Source organism: Prevotella melaninogenica, from assembly GCF_018128065.1.
Classification (GTDB): Bacteria; Bacteroidota; Bacteroidia; order Bacteroidales; family Bacteroidaceae; genus Prevotella.
The window spans coordinates 93,258-111,321 of record NZ_CP072360.1 but is presented as its reverse complement, the minus strand read 5'-3'; the positions used below and the strand labels follow the sequence as shown (position 1 = coordinate 111,321).

13 protein-coding genes, 1 tRNA gene and 3 pseudogenes are annotated in these 18,064 nt (G+C 39.9%); 4 read left to right on the top strand and 13 right to left on the bottom strand.

The features are described 5' to 3' along the window. Nucleotides 1-39: 39 nt before the first annotated feature. The 7 genes and pseudogenes from J5A56_RS06410 to J5A56_RS06375 form a co-directional block, all read right to left on the bottom strand. Entirely contained in the window at nt 40-687 is a 648-nt protein-coding gene (locus tag J5A56_RS06410) for a hypothetical protein (protein WP_211815567.1), read from the bottom strand. 2 nt (nt 688-689) lie between these two features. Then, a pseudogene (locus J5A56_RS13455) lies at nt 690-1,611 on the bottom strand (relaxase/mobilization nuclease domain-containing protein). After that, a pseudogene (locus J5A56_RS06395) lies at nt 1,608-1,960 on the bottom strand (plasmid mobilization protein). Before J5A56_RS06395 ends, J5A56_RS13455 begins: the two co-directional pseudogenes overlap by 4 nt. Before the next feature lie 141 nt (nt 1,961-2,101). Further along, nucleotides 2,102-3,012, bottom strand: a pseudogene (locus J5A56_RS06390) (toprim domain-containing protein). Nucleotides 3,013-3,277: 265 nt separating this feature from the next. Continuing rightward, nucleotides 3,278-4,468, bottom strand: coding sequence for a primase-helicase family protein (locus J5A56_RS06385; RefSeq protein WP_021672651.1), 1,191 nt, complete (start codon nt 4,466-4,468; stop codon nt 3,278-3,280). A 3-nt stretch (nt 4,469-4,471) separates the two neighbouring features. Next, nucleotides 4,472-4,765, bottom strand: a complete 294-nt coding sequence (locus J5A56_RS06380; protein ID WP_021672650.1) for a helix-turn-helix domain-containing protein — start codon at nt 4,763-4,765, stop codon at nt 4,472-4,474. A 124-nt stretch (nt 4,766-4,889) separates the two neighbouring features. Further along, nucleotides 4,890-5,810, bottom strand: a complete 921-nt coding sequence (locus J5A56_RS06375; RefSeq protein ID WP_021672649.1) for a hypothetical protein — start codon at nt 5,808-5,810, stop codon at nt 4,890-4,892. A 145-nt stretch (nt 5,811-5,955) separates the two neighbouring features. Here J5A56_RS06375 and J5A56_RS06370 point away from each other — a divergent pair, with 145 nt between their 5' ends. Beyond that, the gene (locus tag J5A56_RS06370) at nt 5,956-7,311 is read left to right on the top strand and encodes a hypothetical protein (RefSeq protein WP_155945361.1); all 1,356 of its coding nucleotides are present in this window, start codon (nt 5,956-5,958) and stop codon (nt 7,309-7,311) included. A 176-nt stretch (nt 7,312-7,487) separates the two neighbouring features. Here J5A56_RS06370 and J5A56_RS06365 read toward each other — a convergent pair. Next, nucleotides 7,488-7,569: transfer RNA gene (locus J5A56_RS06365), tRNA-Leu, on the bottom strand. 186 nt (nt 7,570-7,755) lie between these two features. On the opposite strand from J5A56_RS06365, the gene J5A56_RS06360 reads away from it, so the two are divergent. Continuing rightward, a complete protein-coding gene (locus J5A56_RS06360; protein ID WP_021672647.1) occupies nt 7,756-8,847 on the top strand; it encodes a mannose-1-phosphate guanylyltransferase in 1,092 nt (363 codons plus the stop codon). 164 nt (nt 8,848-9,011) lie between these two features. On the opposite strand, the gene J5A56_RS06355 is transcribed toward J5A56_RS06360, so the two are convergent. Continuing rightward, the gene (locus J5A56_RS06355) at nt 9,012-9,410 is read right to left on the bottom strand and encodes an HIT family protein (RefSeq protein ID WP_021672646.1); all 399 of its coding nucleotides are present in this window, start codon (nt 9,408-9,410) and stop codon (nt 9,012-9,014) included. Between the two features lie 21 nt (nt 9,411-9,431). Next, nucleotides 9,432-9,902: a transcription elongation factor GreA gene (gene greA / locus J5A56_RS06350; RefSeq protein ID WP_021672645.1), complete on the bottom strand. Its 471-nt coding sequence runs from the start codon at nt 9,900-9,902 to the stop codon at nt 9,432-9,434. 455 nt (nt 9,903-10,357) lie between these two features. Here greA and J5A56_RS06345 point away from each other — a divergent pair, with 455 nt between their 5' ends. Continuing rightward, a complete protein-coding gene (locus J5A56_RS06345; RefSeq protein WP_021672644.1) occupies nt 10,358-11,428 on the top strand; it encodes an NAD(P)-dependent alcohol dehydrogenase in 1,071 nt (356 codons plus the stop codon). Between the two features lie 577 nt (nt 11,429-12,005). Here J5A56_RS06345 and pdxT read toward each other — a convergent pair. The 3 genes from pdxT to J5A56_RS06330 form a co-directional block, all read right to left on the bottom strand. Beyond that, on the bottom strand, nt 12,006-12,593 hold the full coding sequence (gene pdxT, locus J5A56_RS06340; RefSeq protein WP_021672643.1) for a pyridoxal 5'-phosphate synthase glutaminase subunit PdxT: 588 nt from the start codon (nt 12,591-12,593) through the stop codon (nt 12,006-12,008). Further along, nucleotides 12,590-13,462: a pyridoxal 5'-phosphate synthase lyase subunit PdxS gene (pdxS, locus tag J5A56_RS06335; RefSeq protein WP_021672642.1), complete on the bottom strand. Its 873-nt coding sequence runs from the start codon at nt 13,460-13,462 to the stop codon at nt 12,590-12,592. Before pdxS ends, pdxT begins: the two co-directional genes overlap by 4 nt. Nucleotides 13,463-13,615: 153 nt before the next feature. Further along, entirely contained in the window at nt 13,616-14,635 is a 1,020-nt protein-coding gene (locus J5A56_RS06330; protein ID WP_021672641.1) for a bifunctional hydroxymethylpyrimidine kinase/phosphomethylpyrimidine kinase, read from the bottom strand. Between the two features lie 204 nt (nt 14,636-14,839). Here J5A56_RS06330 and J5A56_RS06325 point away from each other — a divergent pair, with 204 nt between their 5' ends. Further along, the gene (locus J5A56_RS06325) at nt 14,840-17,305 is read left to right on the top strand and encodes a TonB-dependent receptor (protein ID WP_036920233.1); all 2,466 of its coding nucleotides are present in this window, start codon (nt 14,840-14,842) and stop codon (nt 17,303-17,305) included. Nucleotides 17,306-18,064: the final 759 nt, after the last annotated feature.

Sequence of the window (18,064 nt, the reverse complement as noted above, 5' to 3'; positions counted from 1 at the left end):
AACCTGCATCTCGTTTGGTTGGGCTTGCTTCGTAGAGTATTATTTCAATTTCTTCTGCATCAAGCTATCAGCCTTAGATTTTAGTTGCAAGTCGTATCCGTCTGCTTTTTTCTTGATTAGCTTGATAATCTTTTCATTGCGATGAATATCGAACACATCATTGAGCCATAGTATTTCCTTGGGACTACATCCTCTCCATACTCTGATGATACGGAATTTCAAGGCATCATCCTTGTATTGCTGTTTGCTTTGCCACAAGAAGTAGTTGCTGACCAATGAAACAAAACAAAGGACAGATACTGCTACCATATAAGTAAAGACTTTCGAGGACTTGATGTCAAAGCTATGCCTGTGAATATGTTCCTGCGGTATTGGATGCTCTTTATTCTCCTGCCATTCGTGCAACATGGTCAAGACACTTGCCACCAATTTGTCCATGGATTTAGCCTCCTCGTCCTTGATGCGCACTTGCACACCAATATACTTGTTAATCACTTCTTTTGTTTGCTGTTCATACTGATTGAGCAATTCCTGTTCCTTCTGTTCGTCACTTTGTGCCGGTGTAGATGGAATAGGGAGAGAAACAGAACCGTTCTTCTTTTCTTTCAGCTCCTGTAGTTCCCTGTAAATTGTCTCCAGCTTGTTTTTTATTTCCTCAAAGAGGACGAATGTATTATTATCTGCCATAATTATAAATGTATTTTACGTTTTTTCTTTTTCTTCTTTTTATCGAGTGTGTTGTAAATCTCCGCAGGGACAGTACCATGAGTTTGAAACAAATCCAATCCTCCTTCTATGAGGTTGTTGGTAATTTCGCTCGTAACACTTGCAACATTGGATATAAGATTTACTACTCCTTGCATCTGCTGTTCGTGTTCCCTGTTATTCTGTTGCAGGGCAAAGTCTATCTTGGAATAACTGAAACTCCTGTCCACCTTTGAACCGCTGAAAAGATAACCGTTCTTTTCAAAAATAATCCCCTGCACTTCCTGTGAGTTGCCTTTGTACTTGAAACGGACACCAATATCCTGCTTTTTCAAGTGAGCAAGAAGGTCTTTCCAATCCCTGCACCGAGCTATTTCTGCTTTCAATGCCTGATAGATTTCATATTTGGTCTTGTCGGGTTCTTTCAAGCGATGTTTCTTGACTTTTTCCTTGCCATCCGCGAAATATAAACCGTGTTTCGCAGTCAGTTCCTTACAAATCTTCTCACTTTTGTGATCTGTCGTTACGGTCAGAAATGGTCTTCCCATTGTTATCTATGCGATTGAAAGCGATATGAACGTGTGGATGCTCCTTATCGAAATGGCGACGGATAATGTACTGCGTATCTTTTATTCCCATCTTCTCCATGTATTCACGAGCGATCTGCCCCATCCATTCATTGCTGAGCTTGGAAGAATCCTGTGCCGAGAAACTCAGGGAGATATGCCCCACAACCTTGCTTACTCGTGGATTCAGTTCTGTCTGGTCGATGAAACTTTGGGCAATATGACTAATACAATCTGTTCTCACACCCGAACTATCAATGAGTTCTGCTCCTTTCCTCGGGTCAAGGATGTAATTGATGACACCCCTGAAGCCTGAACCTTTTATTATCTTGGCAATCATTTTCGTATCAGATTTAGAATTTCGTCAATCTTACCAATGATGGTTTTATGGAAAGGAGCAACGACATGAAACCCATCCGCATTGGCACGATGTGCCAATTGATTGAGACTATTTGCCATTCCACACAGCTTGCGGATGAAGTCTGCTTGCTCTACGGTCAGTCGTTCAATGACATTTCCTTTATCAAGAACTTTTCTTACAAACTCACTCATGGTTACTCCTGCGCTTTTGGCTTTGCCTTTGAGCGTATAGTAATCCTGCGTATTCAGTTTCACCGTGATACGGTATTTCTTCTTTTCGGCTACGCCCTTGGTTGGACGACCACCTTTTTATATTCTGTTTTTATCATACTTGTTTCTTTAATTTGATTTGATGGAGACCAGCGGAATAATTCTCTGCAGCGAGTGTCAGGAGGTGGAGCAAGTGGTTTTGGTATGCCCAAACATAAACTTGCTCCCCGAAAACAGATTATGCCAAACAATTCCTGTAATCATAGCTTAATCCCTTTGGCTTTCTTGATTTCAGCTCTCTCTGAATGCTTGGATTCAGCACACAGATACTCGTTCAAGTCCTTGAAACCATTGTATAAAGTTGATGCATCTGTAACAGGTTTTCCCAATTCCTTTGATAATTGCAGATAGGCATTTTTCCTGCATTGTCATTGTCCAAGAAGCATTGAACGCTATCATAGCGTGATAATATCTTTGCAGCCTTATGAATATTCGTTACAGAATTGAGTACCAAATAATCTTGCCGTTTCAGTCCGTCATTCTCCTTTCTTCGGAGCGTCATAAATGACAGAAAGTCCATGAAGCCCTCGAAAAGAAAACATACTTTCTTCGGCTCTTCTGCATAGAAATGGCTGATGTCTTTTGGTGCAATGCAGCCTTTGAAGAACGGATTGCGTATTTCGTAACCACCTGCAATATTGGGGCAACCAATACCAAAGTAATGCTTACCCCTTGTGTCAAAGTGCAGCTCCTTACACACGGTTCTTGCCGTTTCAACGTCAATACACCTTTCTTCAATATATTTAATAAGGGCTGGATGCGCTAAGGTCTGCACAGTAAGATTTTCAAAGGAGTTCTGCCGTGGGGATGGTTTGACTATGGGTAGACTTGTAGAAGCAGTGCTTGGTGTATTACGCTCAATCTGACGAATGAGATAAGATACATCAGAGGAATTGTAGAGCAACTCTGCAAGGGCAATGATATTGCCACCACGTCCAATGCCGAAGTCATACCATTTGTTGAGTTTCGTATTTACCTTAAACGATGCGTGCTTCTCTGCTCTTAGTGGCGAGAGATACATGAGGTTTACGCTATATTGTTTTACAGGCTTACAGCCTATTGCAGCAAGAAAGTCATGCAACTTGATTTGCTTGATATCATTGATATTCATAATTGTACGGTTTTGAAGAGTTGATAATTTTGATGAATTGATGAATGAGGATTTATCTGTTTGTTTATCAGATAGTTAACCTCTCATCATGTTTTCATCAAATTACTCGTCAAATAGATAATGCTGGCGAAAAGAAATAATATCCTTTTCTTTTTTCATCAGCAAAATATCCATGATAAGCAAATGATGAAAGTATAAGTTGCTTGTATTATGTGCTTTATACTGATTATTCATCATTTCATCAAAATAATAGATATAAACTTGTTTAGAAATTCAATAGTTGTTCTTTGGTGATTGTATAAAATCTGCCAGTCCTTCGTATGGGCGAATAATACAAGGGAGTGTTGTAACTTAACTGATATGTTGTATAAGTCAGCGTATTGGACACAGGTGTGAGTTTCCAGATGTCCTGCACTATCCTCCTTATCTGTCCTTTGTCATACTTACATTGCGTATTACTCAAAAGTGGCATCATGTCATTGATACAGAAAGAGATTTCCTTAACGTTATTCATTTCCATGATGTCAATACACAGTTCTGACATTTCAAGTTCCAACTTGTTTCGGTTACTGCGGATGATGCGCTGCAAAGCTGGCGTAAAGGTCAGCTTGGGCGCAAACCACATACGGCTTTCCTTGTGAGTGGACAGCGTTCGGTGCTGCAGGAAATAGAGAAAGGCAGGAATTTCGGCTTTCAGCTTTTGCAGAAAGTCGGTGTCATCGCTTTTAAGACGTTCTATCTTTCTTACCCAATATCGGGTTTCTCCCATATCTATGATGACTGGGAACAACTCGTTGTTGGAACACAGCACGAACTTGGCAAAGAAGGAGATTTCGTCTCGGTCTTTGCCTTTTGCTTCCACCTTATAGGAAAGCGTTGTGCTGAGATTCTTCAATCGTTCACTGTCTTCCCTGCGATTGAGCAATACCTCGTCCACCACAATAAGCAGTTTACCTGTCCAATTCGCATTGAACTGACTGCGGAAGTCTTCGTTGGTGTTGAATGTTACGTTGTTCAGGAATACGGCTTTGAGGAAATTGAGGAACGTACTCTTACCTGTATTGCGTTCTTCTGACACCATCAGTAGGATGGGGAGTTTTTGCACTGGTTGGAGATAGAGTAACTGCAAGTAGTCCATACCTAACTCGTATTGTTCCCCGAAGATGTGTCTTATCAGGGATTCAATGTGCGGGAACTCTCCTTCTTTTGGCTGGTGTCCTATCGGCTCGTAGAGATTCAGGAACTTATCGACCACAGGCTGATATTTCACATGATTAGGAACTGTACAGAAACCATCGTACTTCGGGACAGTGGCAATAAAGTCCTTGCCATAGTCCTGCTGTAGCGTCTCATTGTTCCACACGATACGCTTCTTGACAAAACCACCATTGATGCGTGGTTGGTTCACAATCTTGTATAAGGTCGTGCCAACACGGATAAATTCTTCTTGTGCCATGAACTACTTATGCATTAAAGGTTTGTTGCCCATGGTATACCGCTGTGCTTCTTGCGTTATCTGCGCAGAAGTTTTAATGGGATTCTGGCGTAGCCATGTTTCAAGTTCTACTTTCTCAAAGTAAAGCATTTTGCCTTGTGGCTTATAATGCGGTATCAGATTACCCGATGTGAGTTTGTAGAGATAACTCTTTGAGAGGTTTAAGAACCTGCTGGCTTCTTCAAAACTCAGCACATTCTTATTCATGAATACCATTTGTTCGAGTTCTTCAACTCGGGTTTCTAATGTTTTTTCCATATTGCAAACATTTTGAATTAAACAATATGAAGGTGCACCTTCGCTAATTATTTGTTAACGAGGGCAAAATTAGAAACGATAAAAGTAAATGGCGTTGAGCAATGTTTGAGGTATCAACCTATGCTCAACCTTTTTTCAGTTGTTTGATGTAGTTATCAATGGTTTCCCATCCTTTCGGTTGCTTCATATTGATTTGGTCTGTTGCGGTGGAAAGGTCGGTGCGTGTCAGTGGCGTAACTTTTGTTTTCCCCAAGACAAGTTCATTACGAGCAATCGCAGATTGCCATTCATCAGTAATGAACCCTCGAAGATTAAGACTTTGCATGAGATACGCCAACTGGCGGTTGTTGTTTGATTTCAGGGCACCTTTTAGCTTACAAGCAAAAAAAACTTTGAGTATCTTGGAAGATATGCAAGTTGTAAATAATTGAATTTCGTTGATGCAAGCGGTAAGAATCTCAATTTGCTCGTCTGTAAAATCAGATTGAAATGGATTTGTTCCTTTACCAACGATGACAGGTTTCTTTTTCTGCTCACATGGTTCATCGTTTACCAAGACAGAAGAGCGAGACCGATCAGTTTGTACCTCTGTCAATTCAATTCGTTCTATTTCTGCCATGAGATATTTTGCGTATCGTTCATATAGAATTGCATCAACAAGATACGAGAACATCGGCAGGACATCATTATATAAGGTGTGTGTCTCAATGTATTTCGCATATTCAAACGAAGATACAGAGAATGAGGCATATTTCTGTTTTTGTTCTTTGGTCAGTGATTCAAAGAAGGAGCTTTCCCACAAAAAGTCATCATCGTTGTAATATTCCTCTACACATGCAAGAGCAGGATAATTCAGATAAATGGAAGATAGTTCATCGGTCATTCGGATATATTCTTTTTGTAAAATCTCTTTGAACTGTATATTGTTGATGCAACCTTTCTTCCTCAGAATATTTCCAATGAGCACATTGTAGGTCTGAGTAATGCAATAGCTTAATATTCGTTGAATACTGTCAAGCTGTATCTTTAGATTGTCATTTTCCATTTTTGCAATTTCTAAAGTGAATATTTTTACAAAGATAAACTATTCTTCAAAAAATGGATATCAACAGAAAAAATACTTTATTAAATCAAAAATAGGGATTCACTTTATTCTTTTTTGTAAATATTTTATATACCTTTGTACAAAAATGAAAGAAAGAAACGTTATAGTTTTTGATGCTGATTTAACAATCTACGAACTATTGATTTGGAAAAAAATAGTATTTTATATTAGAGATTTCTCTGTATCAAGTGAGAACCTATTGAAAGAAATTAAGGATTTTAATTTAACACTACCATCCAATTTGGATACTGCTAAAATTTTATCAATACTTCAGGAGAGTGATACAATATGTTTTAAAGATAATGTAAAAGAAGAATATTTTGAAATTGTATCGAAAGATATTAATGCTTATAATAGATATTGTGAAAATCATAAAGAGGAAGACTTAGAAATTTATCTTAGAAGTTTTAAAATAAATTCTTATAAATATCAAGATTTGATGATAAATAAATGGAATAAATCCTTGAATGATATTTATGCAAAGTTATATTCTGAGCTAGCCAAGGAAGATACTTCTGATAATATTGAGAAATTGTCGAATGAGTTATTTCAATATTTAGCTACTCATGTGAATAAAGTTTCTCAGTTTTTTTTGACTTATGGGCAAGCAAATAAATTAGAGATGTCTATAGATGAATTTTGTCATATCAAACCTATAAGACATCAATTCGACTTTAAGGGTTTTCCTAGAATGATTAACACGATATGTTCAATAGATAAATCTGAAAAACATAAAAACTCTATTAAGTATTTTACATTATTATACCCTACTATAATATTGTTGCGTGGATACTGTGCATTTTCTACGCTTATCGCTTTATTTCTTGATGCACAAAATGTAGAGATCTTCTCTTCTGGTTTCTCGAAATTGATTAGTTTCATGTTAGAAAATTTTCAAGACTCTTCCATATACAAGATAGAAACACCTTCTTCCCCACCTATTCACAGTGATTCTATTTCAAGTAGAGGGGCAGAATCTAATACTACGAGACTTAAAATTTATATATTTGATAAAGAAATGAATCCTATTCTTTTACGCTTTGATTTACCACATAAAGGAAAAGAGGTGCTACATGTAAATGTTCTAAACTTGACAAATAATGCTTCATTAGATCATTATGAGTTAGAGGCAAATTCCCCTTATATAGATAATTTTTTTAATCCCATAATTCAACAGATGGCGATAGAAACTCAAAATTTGTTTATTTTCAAAAATACAAATAAGGAAGATGACAATAATGTTTTGAAAAATATGAAAGATTTGATTTATTATGATAAGTTATGTCTTCTGTATTTATGTCGTCTCTCTCTAGAGGACAAAGTTGAAATTTCTAATGAAGAATTAAAGTTAATAAAAAATTTTTCATTTGTTCCTAATCTCAACTCTTATGAAGAATTGCTTTTGGATGTATATACGAAGTGTAAAGATAACATGAAGTGATAATGTTAATTAAACTTAAAAGAAAAGTACTTAATAACATAAAAAGTACACCTTTCCAATAGTTTTGTCAGAAAGTACACTTTTTTAATTATTGCTGATTGGGAACAATCTGGGAATATTTTGAAAATAAGAAAAAGCTAAGTATCGAACAATCAAATACTTAGCTTTCTACTTTGTACCCAGACCCGGGCTCGAACCGGGATGGGTTGCCCCACTGGTGTTTGAGACCAGCGCGTCTACCTATTCCGCCATCTGGGCATGGTTGTTGTTTGAACAACGAGTGCAAAGGTAGAGAGAAAATCTGAATGTGGCAAATTTTTGAGGAATTATTTAATGACAATAAGTTGATTAATGAATATTTGTGGTATTTTATAACAAAAGATTTGGAGGTATCAGTTATATAAGGTATCTTTGGTGAGAGAAACAGGTTAGCTTAAAAAGATAATGACTACGAAACTAAACAACTATTGCGTGATTCTTGCCGGTGGCAAGGGAAGCAGATTATGGCCTTGGAGCAGAAACAAATTTCCAAAGCAATTTACTGATTTCTTTGGCGTAGGTCGTACTCAACTTCAACAAACTTTTGATCGCTTTGCACATATTCTTCCCAAAGAGAATATCTATATCAACACAAGCTGCGATTACCTTGACCTTGTCAAAGAGCAGTTGCCTGAAGTGGCTACCGACCATATCATGGCTGAGCCAATACACAGAAACACGGCTCCTAGTGTTGCATGGGCATTACACCGCATCATGATGTTTGCCCCCAAGGCTAACATCATTATATCACCCTCTGACCATAATATTATGAATGATGACGCTTTCTTCCGTAATATTAACGAAGGATTGATGTTCGTTGAGAGGAATGATGCGATATTGACCATGGGTGTTAGTCCTACCAGACCAGAACCGGGATACGGATATATACAAAAAGGAGTCTACACTGGTAATGGTGATATATATAAGGTGCAAGCCTTTACTGAAAAACCCGACCGAGAATTTGCTCAAATGTTCATGGATAGTAAGGAATGGTGTTGGAATACAGGACTCTTCCTCTCTAACGTCAATTACCTTCGTCAATCCCTCTACGGCTTCCTTCCTTCTGTTTTGCGCGCAGGTGAAATAGGCGGTAAGATAACAACGATAGAAGACGAAGAAGCTTTTATACATGATAATTTCCCACGCTATCCAAACATTTCTTTAGACCATGGTATCTTAGAAAAGTCGGAGAATGTCTATGTGATGAGGTGCGACTTTGGATGGGCAGACCTTGGTACATGGCATGGTGTCTATGAGTCGATGAGCAAGCGAGAGGGAGATAATGTTATCATTGACTCCGACGTTATTCTTGAAGATGCCGCCAATAATATCATAAAACTTCCCAAAGACAAATTAGGAGTTATCAACGGACTTGATGGCTATATCATTGCAGAAAAGGACAATGTATTACTTATCTGTAAGAAAGAAGATTCCTCAGCATTGGTAAGGAAATACGTGAATGAGGTGCAGATAAAGAAGGGGGAGGAGTTTGTATAAATTAAACCTCCCCCAACCCCTCCAAAGGAGGGGAGCTGCAAGTTTGGTAAAGGTGGGAATACTTTGTTAAACGTATCTTCCTTATATTAAGGAAAATGATAAATGGGGATATGCAATGACTGTATATCCCCATCTTGATAATATCTTATTTCAGAAGCCAAATGTTATTCCAATTCTTGGAAAGTCTTGAAAATCTTTGCAGCAATCTCCTTCTGTTCCTCAGCCTCAACCTGTACGTGATGCTTAAAGTCAACATCAGCCTCGCTGTTCATTGGCAAGAGGTGGATATGTGCGTGATTTACTTCGAGTCCTAAAACCACTTGTGCCACCTTTTTACATGGGAAGACATTCTTTATAGCACATGCAACCTTCTTTGCAAAAACCTCAAAAGCAGCAAGCTCTTCATCCTCCATATCAAAGATGTAGTCAACCTCCTTACGAGGAATGACAAGTGTATGTCCCTTTGTTACTGGGTCAATGTCGAGAAAAGCATAAAACTGATCGTTCTCTGCACACTTGTAGCTGGGAATCTCACCCGCTGCAATCTTACTGAATATAGTCATACAAACCTCCTTGTTTTGTTGTTATGCATCAATAGAAATCTTGTCAATGCGCAGTGTGATAGTACCACGAGGGATCGTAATCTCAACCTCGTCGCCCACCTTTTTATTCAATAAGCCCTGTGCAATAGGGGTCTTAATTGAAATCTTATTCTGCTTCAAGTTAGCCTCCGTTTCACTGACAATCGTGTACTTCATTTTAGCATTAGTCTTTACATTTGTCATCTCAACGGTAGACATAATCTGTACAACATCTGTGCTCAAGCGTGACACATCAACAATCTTTGCCTGTGCCACGGTCATCTTCATCTCAGCTATACGTGCTTCAAGATGACGCTGTGCCTCCTTAGCAGCATCATATTCCGAATTCTCACTCAAGTCGCCCTTATCGGCAGCCTCAGCAATTGCAGCTGAAGCCTTTGGACGCTCAACAGATTCTAAATACTGCAAATCGGCTACGAGCTTGTCGTAACCTTCCTGTGACATATAAGCCATAATATCTTGTTTTAAAAATTAATCGTTTTTCAGTAGACATAAAAAAGACAGAATTCCAACATCTTCACACTGAATGCCGGAATCCCATATCCTTAAATGCCTTAATCTCTTTATTTTTTGCAAAGATAGGCTTAAAAAATGACATAACAAAGTTTTAGAGGATAAAAAATGCTTTTTAATGAGACACATAACTACTTTCTTTCAGACTTAAACCTTTATCTTATCCTTTCTTTAACTCTCTTTATTCTAAATCTTCTGCATATTGAGCCACCTAAATTTACCAACCACTACTCTCCCTACAATTTATCCCTTTCAATAATAGTAAAACATTAGCTTTCTTTTCCTCGAAATCACTTGCAAATATAAAAAATACTATCTATATTTGCGATGTATATATCATAACAAGCAAGTGTGCTTAAAAACCTAAGTTTCATTAATTTAAAGGAGATTTTATTATGAAAGCATTTGCAATGTTAGGAATCGGAAAAGCGGGTTGGATAGAGAAAGACCGACCAGTATGTGGACCTATGGATGCTATCGTTAGACCATTGGCGGTTGCTCCCTGTACCTCTGACGTACATACAGTTTGGGAAGGAGCTATCGGAGAGAGGAAAGACATGATTCTCGGACACGAAGCAACTGGCGAGATTGTTGAAGTAGGCTCAATGGTAAAGGACTTCAAACCGGGAGACAGGGTACTTGTTCCTGCTATCACACCCGACTGGAATTCATTAGAAGCACAAGCTGGCTACTCCATGCATTCAAATGGCATGTTAGCTGGCTGGAAGTTCTCTAACTTCAAGGATGGTGTGTTTGCCGAATACTTCCATGTCAATGATGCCGATGGCAATTTAGCTCTAATTCCAGAGGGGCTCGACCCAGTTGATGCTGTTATGCTATCTGATATGGTACCCACTGGCTTCCATGGTGTAGAACTTGCCGACGTAAAGTTTGGAGATGAAGTCCTCGTTATTGGTATTGGACCAGTTGGTCTGATGGCTGTTGCAGGCGCAGCGCTTGCAGGTGCTTCCTATGTCTATGCCGTCGGCAGCAGAAAGGTTTGTGCTGATGCTGCACGTAAGTATGGAGCGAATGAAATTATTGACTACCACAATGGTCCTATTGCCGAACAGGTAATGAAACTGACTAAGGGACGTGGTGTTGACCGTATCGTCATTGCAGGCGGAACAGTTGACACCTTTGCTGAGGCTGTCACAGTTCTGAAACCCGGTGGGACCATCGGAAATGTAAACTATCTCGGTTCTGGCGAAACTATTAATATTCCTCGCGTTGAATGGGGAGTAGGTATGGGACACAAGACTATTAGAGGCGGATTGATGCCGGGTGGTCGTCTTCGCATGGAAAAGCTCGCCAAATTAGTTACATCAGGTAGATTAAACCTATCACATCTCGTAACTCATCGCTTCAATGGCTTTGATCACATGGAGGAATCACTCACCCTTATGAAAGACAAACCACGCGACCTCATCAAGCCGGTTGTAGTGATTGATGATAAATTATATTAAACTATCAATTTGTCATATATTTTACTTGATGTAAATCAATAATACATCATTTACTAAAAAAAGACATTAAAAAAGTTGCAAATATAAAAAATACTGTTTATCTTTGCAACGTGTTTTTCATAGTATTAGATTTAAGGTTAACAAAGGTTGGACTACAGCGGTAGTCCTTTTTTTATGTCTTTTAGTTTGCTATTAAAAACATTCCTCCACTAAATACAAGCTTACAGAACTTATTAGTACAGCCCTACAAGCATCCTCCTTAAAAGCTACTTATTCGTGTCTTATTATTATAATAACGGCCAGTAAAAGTCTTTCTTGCCATCTCCAACCAGTGTATTAACGTTCAGCACATCTCGTGTTGATGCTTAGCACATATTGTGCGGAGGGTAAACACCAATGGTGCGGAGCCCTAAACACATTGCAAGATATTGCTAAGAAGAAAGTAACTTTTTGTTAGTAAAGAGTTACAAAATTAATTCTTTAGAGAATGACAATAACTTATATAGGCTGTTACAGACACCAATGAGCATCTGTAACAGCCTATATTCATTATTTAGTTGTACTTTTCTTTAAGGTATCATCTACCCCTTACCATTTCCAAAAAGTATTCATGTACACGCGTATCACTATCCAATTCTGGATGAAAAGCAGTAACAAGCTGGTTTCCTTGGCGAGCAGCTACGATATGACCATCAACTTCTGAGAGTATTTCTACCTCTCCAGCCGCTTCCTTTATGTAAGGTGCACGGATGAAAGTCATTGGAATATCTCCTTCAATCCCCTTAAAAGGAGCCTCCGTATGGAAACTACCCAACTGACGACCGTAGGCGTTACGAGCTGCTGTCATATTCATCGTGCCCAATCGGGGAGGAACAGGCGCAGACGGACTATTGCCCTCTACTTCTCGAGCAAGGAGTATCAAGCCAGCACAAGTACCAAAGACTGGCAACCCAGTTTCGATGGCTTCACGAATGGGTTCAAGCAGTCCAAGTTCACGAAGGAGTTTTCCTTGTGTAGTACTCTCACCACCCGGAATAATCAATCCATCTTTCTCCTGCTGCCAATCCTCCAATTGGCGCACCTCAAAGCAATCAACACCCAACTTATTGAGCATCATCTCATGCTCTAAGAACGCTCCCTGCAGGGCAAGAATGGCAATTTTCATTGTCCGCGCTCAGCCATGAGCACCTCAATCTCGTGCTCGTTGATACCAACCATAGCCTCACCCAAGTCTTCTGATAACGCTGCCAACTCCTTAGGATTATTATAGTTTGTAACCGCCTTAACGATAGCTGCAGCACGCTTAGCAGGATCACCACTCTTGAAGATACCAGAACCAACGAAGACACCCTCAGCACCGAGTTGCATCATTAACGCAGCATCGGCAGGAGTAGCCACACCACCAGCAGCAAAATTTACTACAGGAAGTTTACCATTCTCATGTACATACTTCACGAGTTCGTATGGAGCCTGCAACTGCTTAGCCGCCTCGAAGAGTTCGTCCTCACGCTTGCTAACGAGTTCGCGAATCTGACTCTGCATCAAACGCATGTGGCTAACAGCCTGTACAACATCACCCGTACCCGGCTCACCCTTTGTACGAATCATTGTTGCACCCTCAGCGATACGACGTAAAGCCTCGCTCAAGTTGCGTGCACCGCATACGAATGGTACTTCAAACTGTGTCTTATCAATATGATAGATATTATCAGCTGGAGAAAGAACCTCGCTCTCATCGATGTAATCAATCTCTATTGCCTGCAGAATCTGCGCCTCAGCGATATGACCAATACGGCACTTTGCCATCACAGGGATGGTCACAGCCTCCTGAATACCCTTGATCATCTTAGGGTCACTCATACGTGAAACACCACCAGCTGCACGAATATCAGCTGGGATACGCTCCAATGCCATTACTGCACAAGCACCTGCAGCCTCAGCGATACGAGCCTGCTCTGGTGTTGTTACGTCCATGATTACACCGCCCTTCAACATCTGAGCGAGGTTGCGGTTTAGTTCTTGTCTATTTGTCATTTTACTTAATTTATTAGAACTCCTTCCAATACAATGTCACTAAGTGATAGAGCATAAAGAAGGATATGTTATTATCAATAGATGAATCGCCTTAAAAGATAGAAAGTAAAAGCTGATTATTATCTGAAATCAAGTTAACCTTAATAATTCCTTTTAGGCACTCCCCTCCTTTGGAGGGGTTAGGGGGAGATCTTTCTTAGGACGTCTCCACTCACTTGGAGTCTGCCCAATCTGTTTTCTAAAGAACTTTGAGAATTGAGCTTGAGAGGCAAAGCCATGCTCAAAAGCTATTTCTTGGATTGTTTTCTGTGTTGTTCGCAGCTGACAAGCAAGTGCTTCCGCAAGCGTATGATCAATGATACACTTAGGCGATTTACCCGAGATTCGATGCGCCACCTGCGACAGATAACGTGGAGAGACATTCAAACAGTCAGCATAAAATGCGACATCGCGATTAGTGCGATAATGCTGCTGCACTGCTTCCAGAAATTCATAGTACAATTGACTACTCCGCCCACTAATATCACTCTTTCTCGTTATAAGGGTTCTTACATATTCCCGAGCATGTTGCAATGCGGTTTCCATTGGTTCGTCTTGACTCAAATAAACCGCAAGTGCAGATGAAAAGCTATTGGCAAGACCATGCTGCAAAGGGTCGTCTAACACAAACGAGCGTACAGTCCGACTCCCCTCACTTTTCAACGAAGAACAATCAAAGATTTTTTCAGGCTCTCCTTTCCGCAAAATAACAAGCGAACATAGTGGTAACAACCGACAACGTATCTGCGTAATCACGTCATCCGTCATCAATCTGTCACCATTACTTGCTGTCACAATTGGGTCATATATAATATGGTGAGGACGATACTTCAGCAGTACATCCACCACAACAGCCAAGGTCTCTGTGGTTCTGATCATTCCCACCTTCACCGTATCGGGCTGCATATCGTTGATAATAGCCTCAATCTGTCCCCTTACAATCTCCGCAGGAAGATCATAGAAAGCTTGGATACCCAACGTATTCTGCACTGTGACAGATGTAACAGCCGACACAGCATAACCTCCCAAAGCTGCTATCGTTCTGATATCAGCCTGCACACCAGAGCCACCTGTGCTATCTGAACCTGTTATTGTGAGAATTGTCTTCAACAGCTTATGATTATTATTTTGCATACAAAGTAAAACGAAAATATTGAAACCTGCAAGAGTTATTCCTAAATTGACAAGAAAAACTAAAGTTCTGACTTATATTAAACCAATTAGAAAATTAGGTTAAAAAAAACAACTACAACTTAAAAATACCCACTAATAGGTATTGTTAGATTCATAAAAACAAAATACCTTTGCATGGTTATTTACAAACCATATAATAACACAATGAAAAAATATTTACTAATCTTGACTGCCATGTTATGTTCTATTGCAACCATGGCACAGAACACCGACGCTATGCTCTTCGGTGATGTAAAGGCAAAAGAAGGTGGACAACACCTTGCTCATGCCGTAATCCAAGTAAAAGGTACCAACCTTAAAACACAGTGCGATGCCACTGGACACTTCAAACTAAGCAACCTCCCTGTTGGAAAGCAGATTATCATTGCTACACTTGTTGGTTATCAGCAGCAGGAAATCGAAGTCAACATGGAAGCTAACAAGGGTTCTGGAGCTTACTTTGAACTGGAAAAAGACCCATTAGAGTTAAGTCAGGTTGTTGTAACTGGTACTCGTACCAGCCACTTTGTAAAGGACGTGCCTATCCGTACAGAGGTTCTGACATCACAGGCTATTACTAAGAAGAACGCTCAAAACTTATATGAAGCACTTGAAGGTGTTCCAGGTATCCGCGTAGAACAGCAATGTCAGTTCTGTAACTTCTCTGAAGTACGTATGCAAGGCTTGGGTGCAGAACACACCCAGGTACTCATTGATGGTGAGCCAATCTACTCTGGTCTTGCTGGTGTATACGGCTTGCAGCAGATTGGAACCAATGATATCGACCGCCTCGAAGTGGTAAAGGGTGCAGGCTCTGCCCTCTATGGAAGTAGTGCCGTTGCTGGTGCAATCAACATCATCTCAAAGGAACCAACCTTTGAACCATCTGTTAGTGGAGATATCCAGTTTGGTAACTTTGGCTTCAAGAGCTATAAGGGCTCTGGTTCTATGCGTTATAACAACATCGGTCTGAGTGTATTCGCACAGCGTACACAGATGGATGCTATCGACCGCACACAGAATGGACTTACACGTAAAGAAGTAAAGAACAAGGATGGTATCTCTGACCGTGTAGATGAGACGGTGAACAACCTTGGATTCAGTCTTTACTTCTACCAGCCTTTTGCGAAGAACGACAAACTCGTTTTGCGTGGTAAAGCGATTGATGAGCACCGTTTCGGTGGTGTTATGACAAATGATCAATATCTGAACCCATACACAGACGGTACAGAGGACATTCGTACCAACCGTCTTTCTGCCGACCTCGCTTACACCTTACCTATCGGCAAGCATTCAGAATTGAATCTTACAACAGCTTACGTATATCATAAGCGACAGGCAACAAACGACACCTTCCTCCATGACTACATGGATTCTCATAAGGATCCAGCACATCCAGATGAGGACGGTGCAGAACCTGACGTTTCTATGATGCGTCCATACATTGCAAAGGAGAATACGGTGACACCATCACTCACCTTTACTTCTATCCTTAACAACCACACACTGCTTGGTGGTGTACAGGGTTACTTCACTCGTTTGCGTGAGACTGGACTCTACGTTATCTCTGCTGAGGACGAAAAGACAAGTCCTTACTATGGCGTTCCTTATACTTCAATCGGTAAGAAACATGCCAACGAGATTGGATTCTTCGTACAGGATGAGTGGAACGTAACTCCAAAATTGACCGTTGTACCGGGCATCCGTATTGATTCTCATAGCTCTGGCGAAGAATATACTACCAGCGTAAAGGTCTCAGACAGTGCCTTCCCAACAACAAAGTTCAGCAAGACAACAGTCAATCCACGTATTGCTATCAAATACGAACTGACTCCTTCTCTCGTACTTCGTGCCAATGTAGGTAGTGGTTTCCGTGCACCTTACGGATTTTCTGAGGACCTCCACCTCTGTAGTGGTTCTCCACGTGTTTGGAAATCATCTAACCTCAAGGGTGAGCGTGCTATCAGCTACAACCTCTCAGCTGACTATTATGCAAAGAAGTATCAGTTCAGCATTAATATCTTCCGCACTAACTTGAAAGATAAGATTCAGTTCTCTCCAGCAGATGACGAGGTTAAGAAGTTCGGTTATTCTTATCAGTGGGAGAATGTTGACGATGCATACGTACAAGGTGTAGAATTAGGTGCAAAGGCAAACCTCTTCCGCAACTTCACAGCTGGCGTTAATTGGACATTCAATCAAGGTAAGTTCAAGCACGAGCGTGCAGACTGGTCAGACCCTAACGACGAGACAGTAAAGGAATTCCCACAGCGTCTACAATATGCAAAGGAAAGCCGTAACATCTCACGTTTCCCAGCAATGACTGGCGACATCGACCTCGATTATACTCCCGGCACTTGGAGCTTCTCTCTCACAAGTTCATTGCAGGGAAGAATGTACATTGACTATAACTCTGAGGACAATGGTGCAACATCAAAGATTAAGAAGACAAACACCTTCATGCTCTTCAACTGCCGTGCAGCAAAGCGTTTCGGTATGTGTACTGTCTATGCAGGTGCTAAGAACATCTTTAGCTATATTCAGGACGAGAAGCACACAGACGATGCTGCCTTCATGTATGCCCCTGTTTATGGTGCAACATGGTATGTAGGACTCAGCGTCAAACTCTAATATACTCTCTGAATTATTTTATTGAATCTAATGCTTCAGCCGCATTACCTAACGATGGTAATGCGGCTACTTTGTTTTATACAGTAAAAACAAAAGGAATACAAGAAAACGACTCAGTAGAAAAAAAGTGGAATGGTATACAAAAGCTAATTATAAAAAAGCCCTTCCATACTATGGAATGATAAGCATTCCCAAATAAGAAAGATATTGTCACATAAAATCAAAGAATAGTTTTGTATTAAGTTGCTGTCATTTTTAACATTTCATGTATCTTGTTGTAATATAACAATTTAAGTATCTACCATGAGTGACAGAAATGACAGGAAGTTTAGTTTATGAATTACTCTGTAAAATGAAATCGACTAATTGACATAGATACTTTTCTGGTTCTCCCGAAATATGGAGTGATGAAAGTAAGTCTCCCGATATAATAGGACATACAGAGAAAAGTAGAGTACAGAGAGGTAAACATTATCACCTAATACTCAACACCCATCACCCATTATACCTAATCATATGGTCATTTAGTCCTTTCTACATGTCATTTAATGATAATCCCTACTTCCCATCTTCATTCTATGTGTACATGCCCAACACATGTGGTGCGCATACCCAACACACGTCGTGTTCTTGGTAAGTACCAATGCTGCTAAGCATCAAACAGTGCATAATATATTGTCAAAGTAGAAACAACCTACTGCTAAAAAAGACTTATATTACCAATAGTAAACAATACGTCTTTATTTAGGGAACTTGGTA